This is a genomic window from Pseudomonas sp. MNR3A, assembly GCF_009650575.1.
GTDB classification, from domain to species: Bacteria; Pseudomonadota; Gammaproteobacteria; order Pseudomonadales; family Pseudomonadaceae; genus Aquipseudomonas; species Aquipseudomonas machongensis.
Genome location: NZ_VZZS01000009.1, coordinates 173,173 through 197,292, shown reverse-complemented (window position 1 = coordinate 197,292; position 24,120 = coordinate 173,173). Strand labels below are relative to the sequence as shown.

Annotated in this window: 20 protein-coding genes; 9 read left to right on the top strand and 11 right to left on the bottom strand. The window is 63.7% G+C overall.

The genetic code is table 11. The features are described 5' to 3' along the window. Positions 1–41: 41 nt before the first annotated feature. Positions 42–1,685, top strand: a complete 1,644-nt coding sequence (groL, locus tag F6X62_RS08035; protein WP_054893832.1) for a chaperonin GroEL — start codon at positions 42–44, stop codon at positions 1,683–1,685. 81 nt (positions 1,686–1,766) lie between these two features. On the opposite strand, the gene F6X62_RS08030 is transcribed toward groL, so the two are convergent. Next, complete coding sequence (locus tag F6X62_RS08030; protein WP_054893831.1) at positions 1,767–2,492, bottom strand: phosphatase PAP2 family protein; 726 nt, start codon at positions 2,490–2,492, stop codon at positions 1,767–1,769. Between the two features lie 189 nt (positions 2,493–2,681). On the opposite strand from F6X62_RS08030, the gene colR reads away from it, so the two are divergent. The 5 genes from colR to F6X62_RS08005 all read left to right on the top strand — a co-directional run bounded on the left by colR (position 2,682) and on the right by F6X62_RS08005 (position 6,448). Next, the gene (gene colR, locus F6X62_RS08025; RefSeq protein WP_054893830.1) at positions 2,682–3,365 is read left to right on the top strand and encodes a two-component system response regulator ColR; all 684 of its coding nucleotides are present in this window, start codon (positions 2,682–2,684) and stop codon (positions 3,363–3,365) included. After that, positions 3,355–4,674: a HAMP domain-containing sensor histidine kinase gene (locus tag F6X62_RS08020; RefSeq protein ID WP_112899078.1), complete on the top strand. Its 1,320-nt coding sequence runs from the start codon at positions 3,355–3,357 to the stop codon at positions 4,672–4,674. Before colR ends, F6X62_RS08020 begins: the two co-directional genes overlap by 11 nt. 151 nt (positions 4,675–4,825) lie before the next feature. Next, positions 4,826–5,506, top strand: a complete 681-nt coding sequence (locus tag F6X62_RS08015) for a class I SAM-dependent methyltransferase (protein ID WP_112899077.1) — start codon at positions 4,826–4,828, stop codon at positions 5,504–5,506. A gap of 7 nt (positions 5,507–5,513) precedes the next feature. Further along, positions 5,514–6,212, top strand: a complete 699-nt coding sequence (locus tag F6X62_RS08010; RefSeq protein WP_054893827.1) for a lipopolysaccharide kinase InaA family protein — start codon at positions 5,514–5,516, stop codon at positions 6,210–6,212. Continuing rightward, positions 6,212–6,448, top strand: a complete 237-nt coding sequence (locus F6X62_RS08005; protein WP_151925149.1) for a hypothetical protein — start codon at positions 6,212–6,214, stop codon at positions 6,446–6,448. The genes F6X62_RS08010 and F6X62_RS08005 overlap by 1 nt, the downstream gene beginning before the upstream one ends. 46 nt (positions 6,449–6,494) lie before the next feature. Here F6X62_RS08005 and F6X62_RS08000 read toward each other — a convergent pair whose 3' ends face one another. The 9 genes from F6X62_RS08000 to F6X62_RS07960 all read right to left on the bottom strand — a co-directional run bounded on the left by F6X62_RS08000 (position 6,495) and on the right by F6X62_RS07960 (position 20,028). Beyond that, the gene (locus tag F6X62_RS08000; RefSeq protein WP_153773177.1) at positions 6,495–9,578 is read right to left on the bottom strand and encodes a multidrug efflux RND transporter permease subunit; all 3,084 of its coding nucleotides are present in this window, start codon (positions 9,576–9,578) and stop codon (positions 6,495–6,497) included. A gap of 13 nt (positions 9,579–9,591) precedes the next feature. Continuing rightward, the gene (locus F6X62_RS07995; protein ID WP_153773176.1) at positions 9,592–10,722 is read right to left on the bottom strand and encodes an efflux RND transporter periplasmic adaptor subunit; all 1,131 of its coding nucleotides are present in this window, start codon (positions 10,720–10,722) and stop codon (positions 9,592–9,594) included. A gap of 218 nt (positions 10,723–10,940) precedes the next feature. Then, positions 10,941–12,038 carry a DUF1513 domain-containing protein gene (locus F6X62_RS07990; protein ID WP_153773175.1) on the bottom strand — a complete coding sequence of 366 codons (1,098 nt, stop codon included), beginning with the start codon at positions 12,036–12,038 and terminating at the stop codon, positions 10,941–10,943. Positions 12,039–12,040: 2 nt separating this feature from the next. Beyond that, entirely contained in the window at positions 12,041–13,105 is a 1,065-nt protein-coding gene (locus F6X62_RS07985; protein WP_054893822.1) for an imelysin family protein, read from the bottom strand. Between the two features lie 18 nt (positions 13,106–13,123). After that, positions 13,124–14,551, bottom strand: coding sequence for a di-heme oxidoredictase family protein (locus tag F6X62_RS07980; RefSeq protein WP_153773174.1), 1,428 nt, complete (start codon positions 14,549–14,551; stop codon positions 13,124–13,126). Positions 14,552–14,789: 238 nt separating this feature from the next. Next, positions 14,790–16,121 carry an imelysin family protein gene (locus F6X62_RS07975; RefSeq protein WP_153773173.1) on the bottom strand — a complete coding sequence of 444 codons (1,332 nt, stop codon included), beginning with the start codon at positions 16,119–16,121 and terminating at the stop codon, positions 14,790–14,792. Positions 16,122–16,281: 160 nt separating this feature from the next. Continuing rightward, a complete protein-coding gene (locus F6X62_RS07970; protein ID WP_063545989.1) occupies positions 16,282–18,333 on the bottom strand; it encodes a bifunctional diguanylate cyclase/phosphodiesterase in 2,052 nt (683 codons plus the stop codon). A gap of 307 nt (positions 18,334–18,640) precedes the next feature. Further along, complete coding sequence (locus F6X62_RS07965) at positions 18,641–19,237, bottom strand: superoxide dismutase (RefSeq protein ID WP_054893818.1); 597 nt, start codon at positions 19,235–19,237, stop codon at positions 18,641–18,643. Between the two features lie 191 nt (positions 19,238–19,428). Then, positions 19,429–20,028 (bottom strand): LysE/ArgO family amino acid transporter, encoded by a 600-nt coding sequence (locus tag F6X62_RS07960; RefSeq protein ID WP_153773172.1) that lies wholly within the window; start codon positions 20,026–20,028, stop codon positions 19,429–19,431. Positions 20,029–20,154: 126 nt separating this feature from the next. On the opposite strand from F6X62_RS07960, the gene F6X62_RS07955 reads away from it, so the two are divergent. From F6X62_RS07955 to F6X62_RS07945, 3 genes are all read left to right on the top strand, one after another. Further along, positions 20,155–21,045, top strand: coding sequence for a LysR family transcriptional regulator ArgP (locus tag F6X62_RS07955; protein WP_063545988.1), 891 nt, complete (start codon positions 20,155–20,157; stop codon positions 21,043–21,045). A 49-nt stretch (positions 21,046–21,094) separates the two neighbouring features. Further along, entirely contained in the window at positions 21,095–22,090 is a 996-nt protein-coding gene (locus F6X62_RS07950) for an NAD(P)-dependent oxidoreductase (protein WP_153773171.1), read from the top strand. Between the two features lie 86 nt (positions 22,091–22,176). Continuing rightward, on the top strand, positions 22,177–22,995 hold the full coding sequence (locus tag F6X62_RS07945) for an ATPase (RefSeq protein WP_153773170.1): 819 nt from the start codon (positions 22,177–22,179) through the stop codon (positions 22,993–22,995). Positions 22,996–23,068: 73 nt separating this feature from the next. On the opposite strand, the gene F6X62_RS07940 is transcribed toward F6X62_RS07945, so the two are convergent. After that, entirely contained in the window at positions 23,069–24,118 is a 1,050-nt protein-coding gene (locus tag F6X62_RS07940) for an alkene reductase (RefSeq protein WP_054893813.1), read from the bottom strand. Between the last annotated feature and the right edge of the window lie 2 nt (positions 24,119–24,120).

Sequence of the window (24,120 nt, the reverse complement as noted above, 5' to 3'; positions counted from 1 at the left end):
CCCCGATTTCCCTGCTAAAGAATTCCAAGGATTAAACGATCATGGCTGCTAAAGACGTAAAATTCGGCGATTCCGCCCGCAAGAAAATGCTCGTTGGTGTCAACGTTCTGGCTGACGCTGTCAAAGCCACCCTGGGCCCGAAAGGCCGTAACGTTGTCCTGGCCAAGAGCTTCGGCGCTCCAACCATCACCAAAGACGGTGTTTCGGTTGCCAAGGAAATCGAACTGAAGGACGCCTTCGAGAACATGGGCGCCCAGCTGGTCAAGGAAGTTGCTTCCAAGGCCAACGACGCTGCCGGTGACGGCACCACCACTGCTACCGTTCTGGCTCAGGCCATTGTCAACGAAGGCCTGAAGGCCGTCGCTGCCGGCATGAACCCGATGGACCTCAAGCGCGGTATCGACAAGGCCACCGCTGCCGTCGTCGCCGAGCTGAAGAACCTGTCCAAGCCATGCGCCGACTCCAAGGCCATCGCTCAGGTCGGCACCATCTCCGCCAACTCCGACAGCTCCATCGGTGAAATCATCGCCGAAGCCATGGAAAAAGTCGGTAAAGAAGGCGTGATCACCGTTGAAGAAGGCTCGGGCCTGGAAAACGAACTGTCCGTCGTAGAAGGCATGCAGTTCGACCGTGGCTACCTGTCGCCGTACTTCATCAACAAGCCTGACACCATGGTTGCCGAGCTCGAAGGCCCGCTGCTGCTGCTGGTCGACAAGAAGATCTCGAACATCCGCGAACTGCTGCCGGTTCTGGAAGCTGTTGCCAAGTCGGGCCGTCCGCTGCTGATCGTTGCCGAAGACGTCGAAGGCGAAGCCCTGGCTACTCTGGTGGTCAACAACATGCGCGGCATCGTCAAGGTTGCTGCGGTCAAGGCCCCAGGCTTTGGCGACCGCCGCAAGGCCATGCTGCAGGACATCGCCGTCCTGACCGGCGGCCAGGTCATCTCCGAAGAAATCGGCCTGACCCTGGAAACCACCACCCTGGAGCACCTGGGCAACGCCAAGCGCGTCATCCTGTCCAAGGAAAACACCACCATCATCGACGGTGCTGGCGTTGACGCCGACATCGAAGCACGCGTCAAGCAGATCCGTGCCCAGATCGAAGAGACTTCCTCGGACTACGACCGTGAGAAGCTGCAAGAGCGTCTGGCCAAGCTGGCTGGCGGTGTTGCCGTGATCAAGGTCGGTGCTGGCACCGAAGTCGAGATGAAAGAGAAGAAAGCCCGCGTTGAAGACGCCCTGCATGCTACCCGTGCAGCCGTTGAAGAAGGCGTGGTGCCTGGCGGTGGTGTTGCCCTGGTTCGCGCCCTGGCAGCCATTACCGAGCTCAAAGGCGACAACGAAGACCAGAACGTCGGTATCTCCCTGCTGCGTCGCGCTGTCGAAGCGCCGCTGCGTCAGATCACTGCCAACGCCGGCGACGAGCCAAGCGTTGTGGCCGACAAGGTCAAGCAGGGTTCGGGCAACTACGGCTACAACGCCGCTACCGGCGAATACGGCGACATGATCGAGATGGGCATCCTGGACCCAGCCAAGGTCACCCGTTCGGCGCTGCAAGCCGCTGCTTCGATCGGTGGTCTGATGATCACCACCGAGGCCATGGTTGCTGACCTGCCGGAAGACAAGCCAGCTGCTGGCGGCATGCCAGACATGGGCGGCATGGGTGGCATGGGCGGCATGATGTAAGCCAGCCCTGGCCCTAGCTGCATGAAAAAGCCCCGCCTTGTGCGGGGCTTTTTCATGCGCGTGTGCCAGACCTACGTCGACTCAGGCAATGCCGCGTTCAGCCACGGTCACCCTTGCCATCCCCCTGCGATAGAGCACCAGGTAATAGCAGCCCAATCCGATCAACCAGCAGAACACGGCGGTCCAGACGTTGTGCGAGAGAAAGTGTGCGCCCTGCATCATCCGGCCTACCGATAGCACCACCCCGACACCTGCCGCGAGGGCGAAGGCACCACGTGCCAGACGTGGCTTGCGGTCACGCAGCACGAAGAACAATGCGAACAGGCTGAAGCCGGTCGCTGCATGGCCGCCGGGCCAGCACAGCCCTGGTTTGTCGGTCGCTGGCCGCGCTTCGAGCAGTTTGCTGTAGGTTTCCTTGCCGCCAAACTGGGTCAGGCTCCACGGGCACTGCACCGCCGTCAGTTGCTTGAGCGGCGTGACAAAACCGGTGGACAGCCCCAGGGCCAGCACCAGGCAACCCAGTTCGCGACGCCAACTGCCCAGGCGTGACCAGAAGAAACTGGCGATGAACGCCACTACCGCCAGCAGCCCGACACCGATCACCGCCTGCTTGACCCGGTCATGCAGGATGGTCTCCAGGAAGTAGCTATGGCGCCCGATGAATTGACCCACGGACGGATCGAACATCAGGTTGGCCACGTCCATGTCCAGCGATGTGGCCTCGAGCAGCAGCAGAACCAGTGCGGTAGCCAGGGGGATGCCAAGGTACAGCCAGAGGTTGATCGGGCGGGGTCGGGCGGTGTGCATGAAGGCTCCACAGGCAAGGGGGAAGGCACGAAAGATCGGGCATTTTCGGTCCGCGGCTATGCTCTGTGTGTGAAGGATCAGTGAAAAAAGCGTCAGTTACGCTGTTTTTCCTCCAAGGCTGGCGATGCCTGGCCAATGGCCGTAAGCTGCGCCTGCCGCGCACAGCGAAGCGCCGCACAGGAGACCCCGATGCGCATTCTACTGGTTGAAGACAACCGCGATATCCTCGCCAACCTGGCTGATTACCTGGGCATGAAAGGCTACACCGTCGACTGCGCCCAGGACGGCCTGTCGGGCCTGCACCTGGCCGCGACCGAACACTATGACCTGATCGTGCTCGATATCATGCTGCCCGGCATCGATGGCTACACCCTGTGCAAGCGCCTGCGCGAAGACGCCCGCCGCGACACCCCGGTGATCATGCTGACTGCCCGCGACCAGCTGGACGATCGCCTGCAGGGCTTCCGTTCCGGGGCCGACGATTACCTGCTCAAGCCTTTCGCCCTGTCCGAATTGGCCGCGCGCATCGAGGCGGTGCTGCGTCGCGCCCAGGGCGGTGGTCGGCGTACGCTGCAGGTGGCAGACCTGAGCTACGACCTCGACACGCTGGAAGTCACCCGTCAGGGCAAGCTGCTCAAACTCAACCCGGTCGGCCTGAAGTTGCTGGCGGTGCTGATGCAGAAGAGCCCGCACGTGTTGCGCCGCGAAGTCCTCGAAGAAGCCCTGTGGGGCGACGACTGCCCCGACAGCGACAGCTTGCGCAGCCATGTCCACCAACTGCGCCAGGTGATCGACAAGCCGTTCGAAAAGCCCCTGCTGCATACCGTCCATGGCGTCGGCTATCGCCTCGCCGAGGGTCGCGATGGAGTTTAAGCAGAGCCTTGCCCAGCGCATCATCATTGCCTTTGCACTGATGAGCGCGCTGGTCGCTGGCGCGTTTGCCTTCGGCATCGTCGCCACTGTTCACCTGGTCGAAGAACGCCTGATTTCCTCGGTGCTGGGGGGGGATCTGCAGCGTCTGCTGCGCATGGACAGCGTCAGTGACTGGAGCCACCGCCCGCGCCCTGACCAGTTGTTCTACTTCAGCGGCGGTCGCGATGATTTCGAGTTGCCCAAGGACCTGCGTCACCTCGATGCCGGCTTCCATGAAGTGTTCCGCGACCAGCTCTCCTACCACGCCATGGTCGAGGTCGTGGACGGTCGTCGCTATGTACTGTTGCAGGACCAGAGCGATTTCGAGGAGCGTGAGCGGGTGCTGTTCGCCGTGGTGGTGGTGGGCTTCCTGCTCAGCCTGGTGCTGGCGGCATTCCTTGGCTGGCTGCTGGCGCGTCGGGTCATGGCGCCGGTGATTCGTCTGGCGCGTCAGGTTCGCCATCGTGACCAGTTGCTCGGTTTGGCGCCGCCGCTTGCGCCGGACTATGCCGCCGACGAAGTCGGGCAGTTGGCGGTGGCGTTCGACGATACCCTTGGTCGCTTGCGCGATGCGTTGACCCGCGAGCGACTGTTCACCAGCGATGTCAGCCACGAACTGCGCACCCCATTGATGGTGCTCGCGACTTCCTGCGAACTGCTGATGGAGAACACCGGCCTGGACAGTCGGTCACGCGCCCAGGTGGAACGGATCGCCCGTGCCACCGAGGAGATGCGTGAGCTGGTCAAGACCTTTCTCATGCTGGCCCGGGCCCAGCGTGATGAAGGAGCGGTGGCCTCGCGGGCCAGCCTGCGCGAGGTCGCTGACGATCTGATCGGCGTGTGGCGCGACACCATCGAGCAGAAGGGCCTGACGCTCTACTACGATGGCCGTGTCAGTGCCAGCCCGACCTTGTACAACGCCACCTTCCTGCAATCGGTGATGGGCAACCTGCTGCGCAACGCAGCGCATTACACCGATACCGGTTATATCCGCCTGAGCCTCGAGGCCCGCGGTTTCAGTGTCGAGGACAGCGGCGTGGGCATTCCCGAGGAGCAGCGCGAGGCTATGTTCAAGCCCTTCGTGCGTGGCGACGAGCGGCGTGGCGAGGGGCTCGGCCTGGGGCTTTCGCTGGTGCAGCGGATCTGCGACGACCAGGGCTGGCGCGTGACCCTGACCGCCACCGCGCCCCACGGCTGCCGCTTCCAGGTAGACCTGAGCCAGGGCACCACGCTGGCGCATGAGCAGGAAATCGACACGACACTGCAGTAGAAACCGGGGCCGTACGGCGGCCCCGACGCAGAATGTTGTGTAATGATTCGTAAGATTTAACCCTTTCGGGTGACAGTTTTTTCACATGGCGATGACCTGATGCCAACGCTTGCCCACCTAATGTGGTCGGCATTGAGTCAGGAGATGTCCCATGCGTAGCCCTATCAAACTCGAATTTTCCGAAAAGTACGATCAGCAGCACGCCCGTGAGTACTTCATCAAGCATCAGGATGGCCTGGCCCGTCGCCTTTCCCACACGCGTGACGAGCAACTTGCTCGCCGCGCCCTGACACTGGCCGGCGAGCCGGGCCTGGTGCTCGACCTGCCATGCGGCGCCGGCCGTTTCTGGCCGCTGCTGGCAGAAAAACCCAACCGCGTGATCATCGGTGCAGACAATTCCGCTGCGATGATCGAGACAGCCTGTGCGTCGCAACCGCCAGCGGTGGTCGAGCGGGTACGTCCTTTGCAGACCTCAGCCTTTGCCATCGACCTGCCGGACAATTCGGTAGACAGCATTTTCTGCATGCGATTGTTCCACCACATCGGTGATCCGGCCCATCGCAAGACAATTCTTTCTGAATTTCAAAGAGTTAGCCGCGATAGCGTGATCCTGTCGCTGTGGGTGGATGGCAATTTCAAGGCATGGCGGCGCAAGAAGCTCGAACAACGACGCAGCGCCAAGGCGGAGCAGGACAGTTACCAGAATCGCTTTGTGTTACCTGCTGCTACGGTTGAAGAAGAATTTGTGACAGCAGGCTTCAGGATTCAGGAACGTCTCGACTTCCTGCCGTTCTATGCCATGTGGCGAGTCTATGTATTGCGAAAGGGGTGAGGGATTCATGGCAGCAACTCAGGGGCAGGTGTCGCAATTCGACTACTACTGGCAACAGCAGGGGGAATGGGTCGAGGAGCCCAATCAGCGACGTGGCGGTGAAAGTGGCGTGCAGCGCCTGGATGATGGCAACGGCCATCTGCTCTATGCCAAGCGCCAGGTCGGGCATATCTACCGCAGCCTGCTGCACCCCTTCGGCCGCCCCACGGTATTACGCGAGCTGGACGCCCTGAACAGCTTCGAGCAGTTAGGAGTGCGGGTGCCGCGCATCGTCTTTGCTGGTGCAGAACGCGATGCCGAGCACCAGTGGCGGGCACTGTTGGTCAGTGAAGCGCTGGATGGATTCGTCGATCTCGACACCTGGCACGCCCAGGGCGCTCGCGAGCATTACCCGCAGGTGCTGCATGAGCGCATGCTCAAGGACCTGGCTGACAACCTGGCGCGGATGCATCTGGGCCACTGGCAGCACGGCTGCCTGTACGGCAAGCATGTGTTCGTCAAGGTGAGCGGTGAAGGTGAGCAGGCGCGGGCCGAAGTGGCCCTGCTGGACCTGGAGAAGTGCCGCCGCCGCATCAGTTGCCAGCGCGCGGCTTACAACGACCTGCGCCAGCTGCGCCGCCATTCGTCGTTCAATGAAGCGGAGTGGCAAACCCTGCTCTACTTTTATGAGAGGGCGTTTGGCAGCGCTGTCAAAGGGTTAGGTTGATGAAACTAGAAATAGCTCGAGCTTTGTTCCTGGTGGCCGCGCTTGGCGTGACCAGCGTAGCCGTGGCGGCCTGGGAGGTGCCACGGCCGACCGTGTTCAGCAAGAGCGATGCGGCGGGGCAGTGCGCCACGCCGCGGGTGACAAAGCCAGAGCAGGCGCAGGCCCCGGCCCAGCCGGATCATGATCTGCTGTTGTTCCTGTTCGGGATGCGCCAGGGGCTGCGGCCGTTTGGTTGAGCCCCAGGCACGAGGCCCCGCAGACGCGGGGCCTTGTTGTTTCTGGCTAATGGGTTTGTCTTTTTTCCAGGCTTGAGGTTGTGCCGCCGCTCCCCTGGCGCTCATCCGCCACCGTCCGATGCGCCAGCAAGGTGTATACGCAGGGCAGCACGAACAAGGTGAACAGCGTGCCGATCGACATGCCGGTGGCAATCACGATACCGATGTCGAACCGGCTCACGGCGCCGGCACCCGTCGCCAGGATCAGTGGCACCATGCCGAATACCATTGCTGCGGTGGTCATCAGCACCGGCCGCAGACGGATCGCCGCGGCTTCCTCGATCGCCTCGCGCACCCCCAGGCCCTTTTCCTCGCGCAACTGGTTGGCGAACTCGACGATCAGGATGCCGTGCTTGCTGATCAGCCCGATCAGCGTGACCAGCCCGACCTGGGTGTAGATGTTCATGCTCGAGACGCCAAGAAACAGCGGCAGCAGTGCGCCACAGATCGACAGCGGCACGGTCACCAGAATCACCAGCGGGTCGCGGAAGCTTTCGAACTGTGCTGCCAGCACCAGGAAAATGATCGCCAGGGCCAGACCGAAGGTCACCCACAGGGCGCTGCCTTCCTGGACGAACTGCCGCGCGGTGCCAGCATAGTCGAAGGCGAAGCCCTCCGGCGCCTCCTCGCGGGCGATGCCGCGGATGGTATCCAGCGCCTCGCCCATGCTGACCATCGGTACGCCCTGGATGATCGCCGAGTTCAACTGCTGGAACTGGTTGAGCTGGCGCGGTCGGGCCCGCTCGCTGAGGGTGATCAGGGTCGACAGGGGCAGCAACTGGTCCTGATCGTTCTTCACGTAATAGTTGTTCAGCCAGCCGGCGTTGTCGCGGTAGGCCCGCTCGACCTGGGCGATCACCTTGTAGCTGCGCCCTTCGAGGGTGAAACGGTTGATTTCCGCCTCGCCCAGCAGGGTGGCCAGCGTTGCGCCGAGGGTATCCATCGACACCCCCATCTGCGCCGCCTTGGCCCGGTCGATATCGACCACCACTTCGGGCTTGTCGAAGGCCAGGTCGATGTCGAGGAAGGCGAACTTGCCCGAGGCCTGGGCGCGCTCCTTGACGCGCTGTGCCACTTCCAGCAGGGCTGGGTAGTCGCCTGCGGTGTTGAGCACGAACTGGAACGGCAGGCCTTCGCCAGTGCCCGGCAACGATGGCAGGTTGAAGCCGAAGATCTGCAGTCCGCCGATGTCCTCGAGCTTGGCCTGCACCAGCGGCAGCAGTTGCATCTGAGTACGTTCGCGCTCGTTCCAGGGCTTGAGCAGAAAGCCGCCGATACCGCTTTGCACACCATTGAAACCGTTGATCTGGAACGAGGAGTAATACTCGGGGAAGGTCTTGAACAGCGGTGTGAAACGGTCGGTATAGGCGTTGAGGTAATCCAGGTTGGCCGGCTGCGGCGAGCTGCTCATCATGAAGATCACCCCCTGGTCTTCGTTGGGCGCCAGCTCGTTCTGGGTGAACTTGAGCAGTACCGGGACCAGGCACAGGATGATCACGGCGAAGACGATGACCACCGGGCGGCTGTCGAGGGTGCCGTGCAGCAGGCGCTGGTAACGCACTTTCAGACGCTCGAAGATCTGGTCCAGGCGATGGGCCAGGCCTTTCTCGCTCTGCTCGGGGCGCAGCAGCAGGGCGCACATCATCGGTGACAGGGTCAGGGCCACGATGCCGGAGATCACCACCGCGCCCGCCAGGGTCAGGGCGAACTCCTTGAACAGCGCGCCGGTCAGCCCGGTGAGGAAGCCGATCGGTGCGTACACCGCCGCCAGGGTGATGGTCATCGACACCACCGGCATGGCGATTTCCCGCGCGCCTTCGAGGGCAGCGTCGAACGGCGTCTTGCCCTCTTCGATATGGCGGTGGATGTTCTCCACCACGACGATCGCGTCATCCACCACCAGGCCGATGGCCAGGACCATGGCCAGCAAGGTCAGCAGGTTCAGCGAATACCCCATCATCTGCATGAAGAACAGCACGCCGATCATCGACAGCGGGATGGTGATCACCGGGATCAGCACCGAGCGCAGCGCACCGAGGAACAGGAACACCACGACGATGACGATCAGCACCGCTTCGCCGAGGGTCTTGATCACTTCATCGATGGAGGCCTGGATGAACAGCGTGGCGTCGTAGGCGATAGAGACTTTCAGTGCCGAGGGCAGCTGGCTTTCCAGGTCCGGCATGATTCGCCGCACCTCCTTGATCACCTCCAGCGGGTTGGCCGATGGCGTGGCCTTGATGCCGATGTACACCGACGGGATACCGTCGAAGGAGCTGACCGTGTCGTAGTTCTCTGCGCCCATCTCGATGCGCGCCACATCGCCGAGCAGCACGCGACTGTCGCCGACGGTCTTGACCGGCAGGGCGGCGAAGGCTTCGGCGGACTTCAGTTCGGTGGTGGCATTGACGCTGGTGACCACGTATTCGCCCTTCACCTCGCCGGCGGCAGCCAGGAAGTTGTAGCGGCGCACCGCGCTGGTCACATCGGTGGCCGAAAGGCCGAATCCGGCCAGCTTCACCGGATCGACCCAGATGCGCATGGCGAACACCTGGTTGCCGAGGATTTCGGCTTCGGCCATGCCTGGCAGGGTCGCAAGCTTGGGCTGGATGACCCGTGACAGGTAGTCGGTGATCTGCGGATTGCTCATTTCGCTGCTGTAGAAGCTGATGTACATCAGCGCCGAGGCATCGGCCGCCTCCTTGCTCAGGACCGGGTCTTCGGAGTCCTGCGGCAGTTTGTTGCGCACCTCGTTGGCCTTGGCCAGCAGTTGGGTGAACAGGCGATCCGTATCGGCACCGATGCGCGCGTAGACCGAGATCACCGAAAAGTTCTGGCGGCTCACGGAGGTCATGTAGTCGATGCCGTCGGCACTGGCCAGGCTCTGCTGCAGCGGTTGGGTGATGTAGCCCTGGATGGTCTCGGCGTTGGCGCCGGGATAGGCGGTGGTCACCGTGATCAGAGCGTTTTCCATCTGCGGGTACTGGCGGATCTGCAGCTTGCTCCAGGCCTGGAAGCCGAGCAGCAGGATCAGCAGGCTGACAACGCTGGCGAGTACGGGGCGGCGGATGAATGGGTCGGTGAATGCCATGCCAGCCTCCGCGTCAGTGGGGGGCCGCCGCGCCTTGGGCGTCGGCGGGCGACAAGGGCGGGTCCTGGCTGATACGTATCGCAGCGCCCGGGCTGAGCTTGAGCTGTCCGGCGGTGACCACCTGTTCGCCGGCCTGCAGCCCCTTGCGCACCACCACCACGCCATCGCGGCGCTCGCCGGTCTGTACGGTGCGCTGCTCGGCGACCAGATGGGCCTGGCCGTCGTCGGCCTTCTTCTCGCCGACCACATACACCGAGTTGCCGTAGAGGGTGTAGGTGATCGCGCTCTCCGGCACCACCACCTGCAATTGCGGATCGGGCAGCAATACCAGCAGGCTGGCGAACATGCCCGGTAGCAGCTTGCCATCAGGGTTGGCCAGGGTGGCGCGCAGCAGCAGGTTGCGCGTGCTTTCCTCGACCTTGGGGTTGATTGCGCTGAGGCGGGCAGGGAAGGTCTGGCCGGGGAAAGCCGCCACCTGCAACAGCACCTGCTGGCCGAGGGACAACTGCGGTAGCGCCTGTTCGGGTACGTTGAAGTCGACGTAGAGGCTGGAGAGGTCCTGCAGCGTGGCAATCACCGTGCCGCTGGCCAGATAGTCGCCGACATCCACCTGGCGGATGCCGATGGTGCCGCTGAAGGGCGCCTTCATGCTTTTCTTGGCCAGCGAGGCCTTGAGTTGTTCGACCACGGCCTGGTTGCGCCGGTACTGGGCGGTGAGGCGGTCGAATTCACCGCGGGAGATGGCCGAGTCGCCTACCAGTTGGCTGCCGCGGCCGAAATCGACCTTGGCCAGGCCCAGGTCGGCCTGCGCGGTGCCCAGCAGCGCGGCCTCCTGTTCGCTGTCGAGTTCCAGCAGCAGTTGCCCGACCTTGACCTGTTGTCCGGAATCGAAATGCAGGTGCTTTACCGTCCCGGCCACTTCCAGGCTGAGTTCGACGCCCTGCAGCGCCTTGAGGCTGCCGACCGCCGGCAGGCGTTCCTGCCACTGGCGTTGCTCGGCCTTGGCGGCAGCGACGCTGATCGCGGGTTTGGGAGCGGAAAAGACCTGGATCTGGCGGTAGATCGAAAAGGCCTTGATGCCCCCCAGGGCGAGCACGATCAGCAGCACCACGGCCAACATGATCAGCATGCGGCGGCGTAGCATGGTCCGGTTCCTTGGATGTGATTGTTATGGGTATGGCACGACCACGGGCGATCCTGCCCACGTGCGGATGAAGGCAAGTATTGACTGTTTTTCGGGAAGTGGGAGATGTATCGACTGGGCAGGCCCTATCGCAGGGCGAGCCTGCTCCCACTACCCGTGGATGCCGGACCTGTGGGAGCGGGCTCGCCCCGCGGTAGGGGCGGTGGGCCAGTGCTGAATCAGACCAGATGCAGGTGATTGTCCCAAAGCCCGGATGGCAGATTCATGGGCTGCCCGACCAGCTCGGCCTTGCGGCAGTCGTAATAGCGGCAGCGCCCCTGCCCCGAGGTGACGACGAAGCCGTCCTTCACCGCGCCGACCCCGGCGCAGTCGGGCATCGGCGCATCGAGCTTCACCGCGCCGCTGTCCAGGTCCCAGATGAACAGGCGGTTGGCCCGCGGCGCGGTCAGTGCCACCAGGCGCAGGTCACTGTGCACGGCGACACTGGCGGTGTACTGGGCCATCGACTGCAGTTGCCGCTCCGGCACCGGGAAGGCTTTGAACGCCTCGCCCGGACGCTTGATCGCCAGCAGTTCGGCAGTTTCTTCAGCACCTCCCATGAACTGCTGGCAGGCAAGGACGGTGCCGTCGTTGCCCACCGCGAGATGGCGCACGCTGTTCATCTGCTGGGCCAGCGTCTCCTTGCTAAGCAGCGTGCCATCACGCTGCATCAGCACCAGGCTCGGCTCCATGGCGTCCAGGTTCATCTCTACCCGGCTTTCGGCCTCGGTGCGGATGCCTCCGTTGGCCACCACCAGGGTCTCGCCGTCGGGCATCCAGGCCACTTCATGGGGGCCGACGCCATGGGTGGGGATCTCGCCGCTGTGTACCAGGCGCTGGCCCTCGAAACGGTAGACCCCGAGCACGCCGCGCCCGGGGTCGGTGGTGTCGTTCTCGGTGGCGTACAGCCACTCGCCATCCTTGTGGATGACGGCGTGGCCATAGAAGTGCCGGTTCGGTTGCGAGGTGATCGTCTGCAGCAGACGCCCGTCGCGCAGGTCGATCAGGTAGCTTTCGGTACCTGGTCGACGGGCGACGAACAGGGCGACCGGCTGTTCGGGGTGATGAATGATTGCATGGCAACGCTGGGCCACCTGGGTGGCGAACACCTGGGTGCCGTCGAGGCGGTAGCCTACGGCATGGTGGCCGCCATCAGCATCGTCACGCGCCGACAGCAGCAGCGGCTCGCTGCCCTTGTTGCGCAGCAGGGTCCAGCCGCCGAGCGTCAGGGCGCTGAGCAGCACGCTACCGAGTTTGAGGGCCTGGCGTCGCAGCATGATCAGTCACCGTCGTTGGCATTGAAGCCCAGCTGGATATTCAACGCCTTGGCCAGCTCGCCTTCGTGCAGGCGGTGGACGACGTTGAGGCTGTCGTAGATCTGGTTGAGGGTCTGCTTGCCGGCATCGTCGGCGAGCAGTTCGCCCAGGGTCTTCTGGTTGTCAGCCAGCAGTTTGGCAGCGCTGGCGTAGGCATCGTCGATCTTTTGCGCCAGCGCGCTCTGATCTTTACCCAGCAGACCGCGCAGGCCTTTGTTGTCGACCCCGGTCCAGACGGTTTCGGCGGCCTTGAGCGAAGCCTCCAGGCTCTTGAGCGAGGAGTGGCTGCGCCAGGCTTCGGCTTGCAGTGGCTGAGGGATACCCTTGCTCTGACGGCCCATGGGGGCGCCGAGTTTCTTCTTCAGCGTGTCCAGGGCGGTGACCTGCGCGCGCAGCAGGTCGGCGATCGCTTCATGCGAGTCGGCGTAGCGCTGGTTGGGGAATTTGGTCATCTGCGACAGCATGCCATCGGTGCTGTTCCAGCTCTTGAGAATGTCTTCGGCCAGGGCTTTCTGGTGCTCGGCGATGGCCACCAGCAGCGGGCAGTAGCGGGCTTTCTGCTCGGCGGTGGCGATGTCCGGCTTGCTGTCGAAGAGGATGTACTCATAGGCCGACAGGCCACGGACCACGACGCTGGCCTTGCCGAGGCTGTCTGCGTCGACCGGCTTGTCGCCGCTGACCAGTTGCTCGACCTGGCGGCCGACCAGGTTCTTCTTGTCAGGCCAGAACTGCACCTGCCAGGCGCGGTTGCCTTCGGCCAATGGGCCGACCAGCAGCGGCTGCAGTTCGGCCCAGGCCTTCTGCGCGTTGAGGAAGTCTGCGCGGGCGGTGTCCAGGCTCTGCTTGCCTTCGCAATAGGCCAGGGCGCTGGCGGCCAGTTGGCGGTCGGCCTCGACCCAACGGCTGTAGGTCGGCAGGATCACCTGCTGGGCGATGGCGGCGGAGGTCACGGCTTGCTGGTCCTGCGGCGAGCAGGCGCCCAGGGCGATGGCGGCGAGGCTGGTGAACAACAGTTTGGGTCGGAACATGCCCGGCTCCTTGCGCGTTTAAAGTGAGTTCAGGAAAGCCAGCAGCGCGGCGCGTTGCTCGGCATTGAAGGTCAGTACGTGACGGCGTGCAGCCTCGGCTTCGCCGCCGTGCCAGAGCACGGCCTCGAGCAGATTGCGGGCGCGACCGTCATGGAGGAACTGGGTGTGGCCGCTGACGGTTTCGGTCAGGCCGATGCCCCACAGCGGCGGCGTGCGCCAATCCTGGCCACCGGCGGCGAACTCGCTACGGTTGTCGGCAAGGCCTGGGCCCATGTCGTGCAGCAGCAGGTCGCTGTAGGGGCGGATCACCTGGTTGGCCAGCTCTGGCTCGACGTTGTCACTACCCGTGGTGAACTGCGGTGTGTGACAGCCCTGGCAACCCGCCTGGAAGAACAGGTTCTTGCCGGCCAGCACCTGCGGCGAATTCACCTCGCGGCGTGCAGGCACCGCCAGATTGCGGGTGTAGAACGTCACCAGGCGCAGGATGTTGTCGCTGACTTCCTTTTCGCCGTCGTCACCGTCGCCGTTGGGCGCGGCGCGGCATTCGACCTGCGCCGGCGTGCAATCGTCCTCGGGCTTGAGGGTGCTGGTCAGGCCCATGTCGCCAGCGAAGGCGTGGACGTTCTGCTGGTTGACGTTGGGTTGCCCGGCTTTCCATCCGAAGCGGCCGACCACGGTCTTGCCTTGGGCATCGTCCCAGACCCGGTTGGCGCGGCCGCGGATGCCGTCGTTGTTGCGATCATCCGGGTCTTCGTTGGCCAAAAGCGCAGCCTCCGGGATGGCCTCGAGCAGTCCGAGGCCGATCATGGGCGGGGCGACGCGGGCGGACATGCGTGTGTCCGGGTGCATCGGGCCGTAGCCGAGCTGGGTGATCTCCACGGTCGGGCGGCGCAGTTCGACCTGGTGGCCATCCTTGAAGGTGACGGTCTCGCTGTCGTAGCTGAACCGCACCTTGCCTTCCGGAGCTACGCCGGGGATCGACATGTCCTGCAGCTGCGTACCGTAGACCGGTTCGGGAACCACGCCGAGGCGTTCGATTTCCTTGATGAACTGCGGCTGGTCGGGGATCGACAGGCGCACCAGCATGGACACGGCATTGCGGGCATCGGCCTCTGGCGGATGACCTCGGCCGTCGCGGATGTGGCAGTTCTGGCAGGCATTGGTGTTGAACAGCGGGCCCAGGCCATCGCGTGCAGTGGTGGTCGAAGGTGCGATCACCCAGGGACTGCGGAAGAAGCTGTTGCCGACGCTGAAATCCAGGCGGCGCTCGGGCGTGAGGTTGGCCGAGGGCATCGAGAAGGCGTTGCGGTCGCTGCGCAGGATCGTCGCCTTGCCGCCGGACAGCGCTTCGCCGGGCTCGGCCTGGGTGAAACGCGGAGCGTCGTCACAGGCGGCCAGGACGGTGACCATCAGCAGAAGTGGGAGTCGGGACAGCGACGAGGACATCGAGAATCCTGGGCGTGAGCGAAAAACCGGCGTGCAAGCTTAGCAAAATGGGGATGTTTGAATAAGAGCAATTTGCAATTGCCTGCTGAATCCGCTGGCGGCCCTTTCGCGGGCAAGCCCGCTCCCACCGGCACCAGTGGAAGCGGGCTTGCTCGCGAAGGGGCGGGTTTGGTCAGCGCAAACCCGGATATGAAAAAGGCGACCCGAAGGCCGCCCCTTTCAAACCTTCACCCTGGCATCAGAACTCGTGGTCTGCGGTGTCCGGGTTCAGGTTGTCGATGCCCAGCTTGCCAGCGGCCTGCTCGATGGCACCGGTCTGCTTGACCAGCGCGGCGATGGCGTCGCGCACCACCTGGTTGCCTGCAGCGTTATCGGCAGCGATCAGCTGGTCGTAGTGCTCGCCCTTGAGGGCGTGGTCGACGATCACCTGGATCTTCGCTTCGGTGTCCTGCAGGTCGGCCTTCAGGGTGGCGTCGGTGGCCGGGTCGACCTTGGCCACCAGCGACGACAGGCTCGGGCCGCTGACCTTGGAGCCGTCCGGACGGGTGTACTCGCCCAGGTAGATGTTGCGGATGCCCTTGGCGTCGTAGAAGTGCGACCAGTGGGTGTTGTCGCTGAAGCAGTCGTGCTCGTCTTCAGGCGAGTTGGCTTCCAGCGAGACCTTCATGCGCTCGCCCGCCAGTTCGCCCAGCGACAGGCTGCCCATGCCGAACAGCATCTTGCGCAGGCCATCCTTGACCGGCTCGGCTTCCAGCGAAGCGCGGTAGTTGTCGGCGACGTTCGGTGCCCAGTTGCCGACCATCTCTTCGAGGTCGCTGACCAGCAGGTCGGTGACGGCTTTGAGGTAGGCGCGGCGACGGTCGTTGTGACCACCGGTGGCACCCTGGCCTTCGAGGTAGTCCGAAGCCGGACGGTTGCCTGCGCCTGGGCCCGTGCCGTTGAGGTCCTGGCCCCAGAGCAGGAATTCGATGGCATGGTAGCCGGTGGCGACGTTGGCTTCGGAACCGCCCAGCTCGTTCAGGCTGGCCAGTTTCTCGGGCGTGATTTCCTTGACGTCGATCTTGTCTTCGCCGACCTGGATCTCAGGGTTGGCGATGATGTTGGCGTTGGCAGCCGGGTTGCCCAGGGCGTGCTCGTAGCTCTTGTCGACGTAGTCGATCAGGCCTTCGTCCAGGGGCCAGGCGTTCACCTGACCTTCCCAGTCGTCGATGATGGTGTTGCCGAAGCGGAAGGCTTCGCTCTGCAGGTAAGGAACGCGGGAAGCGACCCAGGCGTCCTTGGCGGCTTTCAGGGTCTCATCGTTGGGCTTGGCTAGGAACGCGTCGATGGCGGTCTGCAGTTGCTTGGCGGTGCTCAGCGAGTCGCTGTACACGGCATGGACCATTTCGGCGTAGTGCTTGACCACGGCCTGGGCAGCAGCTTCATCGACAGCCCCAGGTGCGGCAGCAGTGCTGGCGGCAGGTGCCTGGGCTTGCGGAGCGGCGGCCTTGTCGTCCTTGCCTTCGCCGCAGCCGGCGAGAGCGATGGCGATGGCCAGCAGACTGGCGGAGGCCAGAGGCATTCGAATCATTGTTGGTTTCCCTGCGTCGTTTGGTTGGACCATGTGTTGGAAGCGCTGCACCGTGGCACGCGAAACCGCAACATAATGCGAAAGATTTGCATTTGGTGTAAAGGGTTGGCCGTGCTTTTCGTGCAAATGTCGTTTCCAGGGTCGTCAATGACGACCACGCTCAGAGTGCCGAGACCTGGTTGCGTTGGGCGTGCTTGAGGAAGGCGGTCAGCTCGCGCGAGGGCAGCGGCTTGCTGTAGTGGTAGCCCTGACCCTCGTGACAGCCCTGGGCGATGATGTAGGTTTCCTGCTCGGCGGTTTCCACGCCCTCGGCGATGACCTGCATCCCGAGGCTCTTGCCCAGCTGGATGATGGCGCGAACGATGGTGGCGTCGTCATCGTCGTCCAGCAGGTCCTGGACGAAGCTCTTGTCGATCTTGATCTTGTCCAGCGGCAGCGACTTCAGGTAACTGAGCGAGGAGTAGCCGGTGCCGAAGTCGTCGATGGCGATCAGCGCCCCTGAACGGCGCAGGCTCAGCAGGTGTTGGGCGGCGGTGCTGATGTCTTCCATCAGGCCGGTCTCGGTCACCTCCAGCTCCAGGCTGCGCGGCGGCAGGCGATAGGCCTGCAGCAGGTTGTTGACCACCCGCGGCAGCTCGTTGTGGTGCAGTTGCACGGTCGACAGGTTGACCGCCATGCGCAGCTCGCTGAAACCCAGGTCGTGCCACTCGCGCAACTGGCGGCAGGCCTGGTCGAGCACCCATTCGCCGATGGCGATGATGTTGCCGTTCTGTTCGGCCAGCGGGATGAACTGGTCTGGCGGTACCATGCCCAGCTCCGGATGCTGCCAGCGCAGCAGCGCTTCGACGCCGACCACGCGGTGGTCGCGGTAGCTGATCTGCGGTTGATACACCAGGTAGAGCTGGTTGCGCGGCAACGCCTCGCGCAGGTCTTTTTCCAGCTCTCGGCGCCGACGCATCTCGCTGTCGACGCTGGCGATGTAGAACTGATAGCGGTTGCGCGAGCGGGCCTTGGCCAGGGTCATGGTCTGTTCGGCCTTTTGCAGCAGCTTCTCGGTGCTGTCGCCGTCTTCGGGGAACAGGGTGATGCCGATGGTGGCACGTAGTCGGATTTCCTGATGATCGAGGGCGAAGGGCACTTCCAGGTCGTCGAGAATGCTCTGGGCCAGCTCGGCGGCCTCGTAGGGCTGCTCGATGTTGGCTTGCACCAGGGCGAACTGGTCGCCACCCAGGCGGGCGAGGGAGCCGAGGCGGCCGCTGTGGGCGCGCAGGCGGTCGGCCAGGGCCAGCAGCAACTGGTCGCCGACCTGGTAGCTGAACTGCTCGTTGATGCCCTTGAAGTCGTCCAGGCCCACGCACAGTACGGCCACACGGTGCTGCAGGCGCCCGCCATCGACGAGGATCTTGTCCAGTTGCTGTTGCAACTGCTGGCGGTTGGGCAGGCCGGTGAGGAAGTCGTACTGGGCCATGCGCTGCAGGCTGTTTTCCGCCTCGTGGCGCAAATGGGTGTTGCGTTCGATGGAGGCCAGCAACTGGTTGGCAGTGTCGACCCACAGGCCCAGTTCGTTGCGTTCGTGGCCCTTGAGTTGGGGAATCTGGTGCTGGCTGGGGCGGTCGGGGTTGATCTGGGTGAGATGCTCGATGATTTTCGATAACGGTTTGGTCAGCAGCCAGTGGTACACGAGGTAGAGCACCAGGCCCATGGCCAGGGCGCGCAGCACGCCGGAAATGAAGATGATGACCGCGTTGACCAGAAAGCCCTCGCCATAGCTGGCGGTATCGAGGGTGATGCTCAGGTCGCCGTAGTATTCGCTGTAGGGGCCGCGGCCGACCAGCTGGGTGGTGTAGGTGCGCTCCTGGCCGAGGATCAGGTCGGTCAACCAGCGCAGGGGCATGTCCTGCAGGGGGCGGGACTTCTGCGCGAGCATGGTTTCATTGGGGTGGCCGATGGAGGCCATGCGGACCGATTCGTCCTGGAACAGACCCTCCATGACTTGCATGCCCATCTCTCGGTCGAGGCTGTAGACCGCTTGGGTGGAGGGGTCGCGGAACATGTCGAGGATGCGCTGGGCATCGTTGTTGACGGCCTGGCGGGTCTTGTAGGTGTCATAGACGATCTGCGCACAACTGAGAACGACGCCCACCGCGAGCGCCGACAGCAGCACGACCCTGAGCAACTTGACCGACAAGCTGTTCCGAAATTCCAGCTTCAATGGGGTTTCCTTAATCCATGCGCATGCCATTATTTTGCCATCAACCTTGGCAATACACTATCGACCGATTGCCGCGGCAGGCGAGGGGCCCGTCGCTGGATGCACCCTGAGTACTGTATCGGTTATGCGGCCTTGCGACTTGAATGTCCTGCATCAACTTTCCAGAAGGTTGATGTTAGCGCGCTATTGAGGGGGAGCAAGAGAGGGCGCGCGGGAGGCTTGAAAATTAGCCGTGGTTTTTCCATTTCCTGGACCCGGGAAACAAAAAAACCCGGCCAGGGCCGGGTTTTTCAGAGCGCTGAACGAATCAGGCCTTGAAGGTCTTGCCTTCGAACTGCTCGGCAACGAACTTCCAGTTGACCAGGTTCCAGAACGCCTCGACGTACTTCGGACGCAGGTTGCGGTAGTCGATGTAGTAGGCGTGCTCCCAGACGTCGCAGGTCAGCAACGGGGTGTCGCCGCTGGTCAGCGGGTTGCCGGCGCCGATGGTGCTGGCCAGGGCCAGGGAACCGTCAGCCTTCTTCACCAGCCAGCCCCAACCGGAACCGAAGGTGCCGACCGAAGTCTTGGTGAACTCTTCCTTGAACTTGTCGAAGGAACCGAAGGCAGCGTTGATGGCTTCAGCCAGGGCGCCAGTCGGCTGGCCGCCGGCGTTCGGTGCCAGGCAGTTCCAGTAGAAGGTGTGGTTCCAGACTTGAGCTGCGTTGTTGAAGATACCGCCCGAGGAGGTCTTGACGATTTCTTCCAGCGACTTGCCTTCGAATTCGGTGCCTGGGACCAGGTTGTTCAGGTTCACGACATAGGTGTTGTGGTGCTTGTCGTGGTGAAACTCCAGGGTTTCCTTGGAGATGTGCGGCTGCAGGGCATCGTGGGCGTAGGGCAGCGGCGGCAATTCAAAAGCCATGGTGGATCTCCTGATTCAGGTCTGTTTGCGGTTTGCGCAAGGCCGATCACGGGCGGCCCGATGAGCGTCGGCGAGTTTGTACTCTTTGCGACGCAAGGGCTGGATCATAGCACCAGCCCCCGCGCATAACCACGCAACAACTATAGGGAATAGAGGTTCCAGAGCGGTTGGGCCCTGACGACCAGTGGGAATCAGCCGATGATCAACTGCGTGGCCACGGCGAACATCATCACCGCCACCATCAGGTCCAGCAGCCGCCAGGTCCCGGGACGCGCGAGCCAGGGGGCGAGCCAGGCGGCACCTAGGGCCAGGGTGAAGAACCATACCAGCGATGCGCTCGCCGCTCCGGCGACGTAGGCACCGGGCACCGTCTGCTGGGCGCCGAGCGAGCCGATCAGCAGCACGGTGTCCAGGTAGACGTGGGGGTTGAGCAGGGTCACCGCCAGGGCACTGAGCAGCACTGCCCGGCGTGAACGCAGGCCTTGGCCTTGCTGCTGTTCCAGGCTCTGCCTGGAGCAGGCCCGTTGCAGGGCCTTGGCGCCATACCAGATCAGGAACAGCGCACCTCCCCAGCGTGCGGCGGCAAGCAGGGTCGGGTTGTGCGCCAGCACCGTCGCCAGGCCGAACACTCCGGCCGCGACCAGGATCGCGTCGCACAGCACGCACAACAGTGCCACCGGCAGGTGATGTTCGCGGCGCAGGCTCTGGGCCAGGACAAAGGCGTTCTGGGTGCCGATGGCCATGATCAGGCCGAAGGCCACCAGCATGCCGTTCAGGTAACTCTGCCACATAACGGGAGCACTCCACGGGCGCCACCTTTGAAGGGCGACGCGGATTCACAAGAAGATGCTGGCCATTGTCGGCAAGAGCGCTGTATAAGAAAAACAAATAGTACTCATCCGGCATTAGGAAAATCGATGTTCGACTACAAGTTGCTCGCTGCCCTCGCCGCCGTGATCGAACAAGGCGGGTTCGAGCGCGCCGCCCAGGTACTGGGGCTTTCGCAGTCGGCCATCTCGCAACGCATCAAACTGCTGGAGGCGCGTGTCGGTCAGCCAGTGCTGGTGCGTGCCACGCCACCGAGCCCGACCGATGTCGGTCGCCAGTTGCTCAACCACGTGCAGCAGGTGCGCCTGCTCGAGCGTGACCTGCAGCGCCAGGTCCCGGCGCTGGATGAAGAGGGCATGCCCGAACGTCTGCGTATCGCTCTCAACGCTGACAGCCTGGCGACCTGGTGGGCCGGGGCAGTGGGGGATTTTTGTGCCGGGCAACGCTTGCTGCTGGACCTCGTGGTCGAAGACCAGGAAGTCGGCCTGCGGCGCATGCGTGCCGGCGAGGTGGCGGCCTGCCTGTGCGGTAGCGAGCGCCCGGTGGCGGGGGCGCGCAGCCAGCCGTTGGGGGCGATGCGCTATCGCGCGCTGGCAAGCCCGGCGTTCATGGCGCGGTATTTTCCGCAGGGGTTCGAGGTGGCGCGGCTGGCCCGTACACCGGCGGTTGTCTTCGGGCCTGACGATTTCCTGCAGCACCGCTACCTGGCGTCATTGGGGATCGAGGACGGTTTCCTGCATCACCTGTGCCCGTCGTCCGAGGGTTTTTTGCGTCTGACCGAAGCCGGGCTCGGTTGGGGCCTGGTGCCTGAACTGCAGGCCCGCGAACAACTGGCCAGTGGGCAGTTGGTGGAAATCTGCAGCGATACTCCCATCGATGTGCCGTTGTACTGGCATCATTGGCGCAACGGCGGGCAACTGCTCGCACAACTGACAGAACACCTGCGCCAGGCGGCGCCAGGTTGGCTGGTGCCGTTGTAGGCACGGGCGGCGTCAACTGCATCTGTAATCTGGCAAGGCGGAGTCTTACATGCGAATTCTGGTCACCGGCGCGAGCGGCTTCATTGGCGGGCGCTTTGCGCGTTTTGCCCTGGAGCAGGGCCTGCAGGTGCGGGTCAACGGCCGCCGTGCCGAAGGCGCCGAGCACCTGGTCAAGCGCGGGGCGCAGTTCATTCCAGGCGACCTGGGCGACGCCGAGGTGGCGCGCCGTCTGTGCCAGGGCGTCGACGCCGTGGTGCATTGCGCGGGGGCGGTGGGCAACTGGGGGCGTTATCAGGATTTTCATCATGGCAACGTGGTGCTCACCGAGAACGTGGTCGAAGGTTGCCTGAAAGAACATGTGCGGCGCCTGGTGCACCTGTCGTCGCCGTCGATCTACTTCACTGGCCGCTCGCGCCTGGACATTCGCGAGGACCAGGTGCCGCGGCGTTTTCACGATCACTATGCGCTGACCAAGCACCTGGCCGAGCAGAAAGTCTTCGGTGCCCAGGAGTTCGGCCTCGAAGTGCTCGCCCTGCGTCCGCGCTTCGTCACCGGCGCAGGGGATGCGAGCATCTTCCCGCGGTTGATGCGGATGCAGGGCAAGGGACGTCTGGCGATCATCGGCAACGGCCTGAACAAGGTTGACTTCACCAGTGTGCACAACCTCAACGAGGCGCTGCTCAGCGCCCTGTTCGCCGAAGAGCAGGCGCTGGGCCAGGCCTACAACATCAGCAACGGCCAGCCACTGCCACTGTGGGACGTGGTGAATTATGTAATGCGCCAGATGCAGTTGCCGCAAGTCACCCGTTACCGCTCCTATCGCCTGGCCTACAGCCTCGCAGCTGTCAATGAGGCCGCCTGCATGCTCTGGCCCGGCCGGCCGCAACCCACCCTGACACGTACCGCGATGCAGGTGATGAGCAAGGATTTCACCCTCGACATCAGCCGCGCCCGGCATAATCTCGACTACCGCCCCAAGGTCAGCCTGTGGACCGCGCTGGATGAATTCTGCGGCTGGTGGAAGCACCTTCCGGGGCAGCAGTGAACCTGTCGGGCGGACGATGGTCATCAGTGCGCCGCCCGGGCGGTTTATAATATGTCTTTTTGCTATTAGTGCGGTCGAACCTACCCATGCGCAACGATGCCCACGATGATTTCGATGATGTGCCGGTCCTGAGGGCGGGTACGCCTGACGATGATGAACTGCTTCCAGCTCATGTGGCCCGCGGCCGCCAGAAAGCCGCGCGCCCGGCCAGCAACGGCCCCCTGTGGGCGCTGCTGCTGGCCTCGTTCATCGCCCTGGCCGGGCTCGGCTGGTGGAGCTTCCAGCAGATCTCGCTGATGGAGCAGCAATTGGTGGCCACTCAGGAGAGCTTTGCCCGCATCAGCGAGGAAGCTGCCGGCCGCCTGCAGGCGATCAGCGGCAAGGTCGATGCCAGCGAGTCGAACAGCAGCACTGGCAGCGAAGCCCTGAAACTGCAGATTCGCCAGTTGCAGGCCAGTCTTGCCGAGCAGGGCAAGCAGCAGGAAGGCGTCGCTGGTCAGGCCGGCGATCTGGGCAAGCGCCTGGAGCAGGTGCTGGCCGATACCCGCGAGCAGCAGAAGGCGGTGACCGAACTGCAGACCCAGTTACAGGCGCAGCTCAAGGCCGTGAATACGGAATTGGCGGCGCTCAAGTCGGGCCAGGTCGATGGCGGCAAGCTCGATGGCCAGCTCAAGAGCCTGAGCAGCGACGTGGCCGCGATGAAGAAGCAAGGCGCTGCGATCGAGAGCCTGGAGCAGGATGTGCTGGTGCTCAAGAGCCAGGCGGACAACCGTCCGGCCAGCGCGGCTGCCGGTGGCGCGTCGGTGCAGGAGTTCGATGCCTTCCGTGGTCAGACCACCCGCAGCCTCAACACCTTGCAGAGCCAGATCCAGAACCTGCAGCAGCAGATCAACGCGCGGCCCTGATCGCCTGCGCGCGTTAAAAGAAAGCCCGCCCCCACGACCAGGTGTGGGGGCGGGCTTTTTTTCAGCCTGTGCGTTACATCCGCGGATAGTCGATGTAGCCCACTGGTCCTTTGCCGTAGAACGTCTCAGGGTGCGGCTCGTTCAGCGGCGCATCGGCTGCCAGGCGTGCTGGCAGGTCAGGGTTGGCGATGAACGGGATGCCGAAGGCGACGGCATCGGCCTTGCCGCTGGCCAGTGCTGCGTTGGCGGTGGCCTTGGTGAAGCGTTCGTTGACGATGTAGGGGCCGCCGAACGCCTCTTTGATCAGCGGGCCGATGCTGTCGTCGGCTTCCTTTTCCCGCGAGCAGATGAAGGCGATGCCGCGCTTGCCCAGTTCACGGGCAACGTAGGTGAAGGTCTCGGCGCGGTCGGCGTCGCCCATGTCATGGGCATCGGCCCGTGGTGCGAGATGCACACCAACGCGCTTGGCGCCCCAGACACCGACCACCGCGTCGGTCACTTCCAGCAGCAGGCGGGCACGGTTTTCCAGCGAGCCGCCGTATTGGTCGGTGCGCTGGTTGGTGCTGCTCTGCAGGAACTGATCGAGCAGGTAACCATTGGCGCCATGGATTTCCACGCCGTCGAAACCAGCAGCCTTGGCGTTCTCGGCACCGGTCCGGTAAGCCTCGACGATGTCAGCGATTTCTTCGGTTTCCAGCGCACGTGGAGTCGGGTAGTCGCTCAGCGGACGCACCAGGCTGACGTGGCCTTTGGGCTGGATCGCGCTTGGCGCCACCGGTAGCTCACCGTTCAGGTACGACGGGTGGGAGATGCGCCCGACGTGCCACAGTTGCAGGAAGATGCGCCCGCCGGCGCCATGCACGGCCTGGGTCACGTTGAGCCAGCCACGGACCTGGTCGTTGGACCAGATGCCGGGGGTGTCGGGATAGCCGACGCCCATCGGCGTGACCGAAGTGGCTTCGCTGAGGATCAGGCCGGCGCTGGCGCGCTGCACGTAGTACTCGGCCATCAGTGCGTTGGGCACGCGGCCCTCGTCGGCGCGGCAGCGGGTCAGCGGGGCCATGATGATGCGGTTGGGCAGCTCGAGGTCGCCCAGGGTGATCGGATCGAAAAGCGTGGTCATAT

Coding starts and splice junctions, on each gene's coding strand:
- F6X62_RS07995 (WP_153773176.1), bottom strand. CDS start 10,722: ATGCTACGCCGCCGCATGCTGATCATGTTGGCCGTGGTGCTGCTGATC.
- F6X62_RS08000 (WP_153773177.1), bottom strand. CDS start 9,578: ATGGCATTCACCGACCCATTCATCCGCCGCCCCGTACTCGCCAGCGTT.
- F6X62_RS07945 (WP_153773170.1), top strand. CDS start 22,177: ATGCGCAACGATGCCCACGATGATTTCGATGATGTGCCGGTCCTGAGG.
- colR (WP_054893830.1), top strand. CDS start 2,682: ATGCGCATTCTACTGGTTGAAGACAACCGCGATATCCTCGCCAACCTG.
- F6X62_RS07940 (WP_054893813.1), bottom strand. CDS start 24,118: ATGACCACGCTTTTCGATCCGATCACCCTGGGCGACCTCGAGCTGCCC.
- F6X62_RS07985 (WP_054893822.1), bottom strand. CDS start 13,105: ATGTTCCGACCCAAACTGTTGTTCACCAGCCTCGCCGCCATCGCCCTG.
- F6X62_RS07990 (WP_153773175.1), bottom strand. CDS start 12,038: ATGCTGCGACGCCAGGCCCTCAAACTCGGTAGCGTGCTGCTCAGCGCC.
- F6X62_RS08010 (WP_054893827.1), top strand. CDS start 5,514: ATGGCAGCAACTCAGGGGCAGGTGTCGCAATTCGACTACTACTGGCAA.
- groL (WP_054893832.1), top strand. CDS start 42: ATGGCTGCTAAAGACGTAAAATTCGGCGATTCCGCCCGCAAGAAAATG.
- F6X62_RS07980 (WP_153773174.1), bottom strand. CDS start 14,551: ATGTCCTCGTCGCTGTCCCGACTCCCACTTCTGCTGATGGTCACCGTC.
- F6X62_RS07960 (WP_153773172.1), bottom strand. CDS start 20,028: ATGTGGCAGAGTTACCTGAACGGCATGCTGGTGGCCTTCGGCCTGATC.
- F6X62_RS08005 (WP_151925149.1), top strand. CDS start 6,212: ATGAAACTAGAAATAGCTCGAGCTTTGTTCCTGGTGGCCGCGCTTGGC.
- F6X62_RS07955 (WP_063545988.1), top strand. CDS start 20,155: ATGTTCGACTACAAGTTGCTCGCTGCCCTCGCCGCCGTGATCGAACAA.
- F6X62_RS07950 (WP_153773171.1), top strand. CDS start 21,095: ATGCGAATTCTGGTCACCGGCGCGAGCGGCTTCATTGGCGGGCGCTTT.
- F6X62_RS08020 (WP_112899078.1), top strand. CDS start 3,355: ATGGAGTTTAAGCAGAGCCTTGCCCAGCGCATCATCATTGCCTTTGCA.
- F6X62_RS08015 (WP_112899077.1), top strand. CDS start 4,826: ATGCGTAGCCCTATCAAACTCGAATTTTCCGAAAAGTACGATCAGCAG.
- F6X62_RS08030 (WP_054893831.1), bottom strand. CDS start 2,492: ATGCACACCGCCCGACCCCGCCCGATCAACCTCTGGCTGTACCTTGGC.
- F6X62_RS07975 (WP_153773173.1), bottom strand. CDS start 16,121: ATGATTCGAATGCCTCTGGCCTCCGCCAGTCTGCTGGCCATCGCCATC.
- F6X62_RS07965 (WP_054893818.1), bottom strand. CDS start 19,237: ATGGCTTTTGAATTGCCGCCGCTGCCCTACGCCCACGATGCCCTGCAG.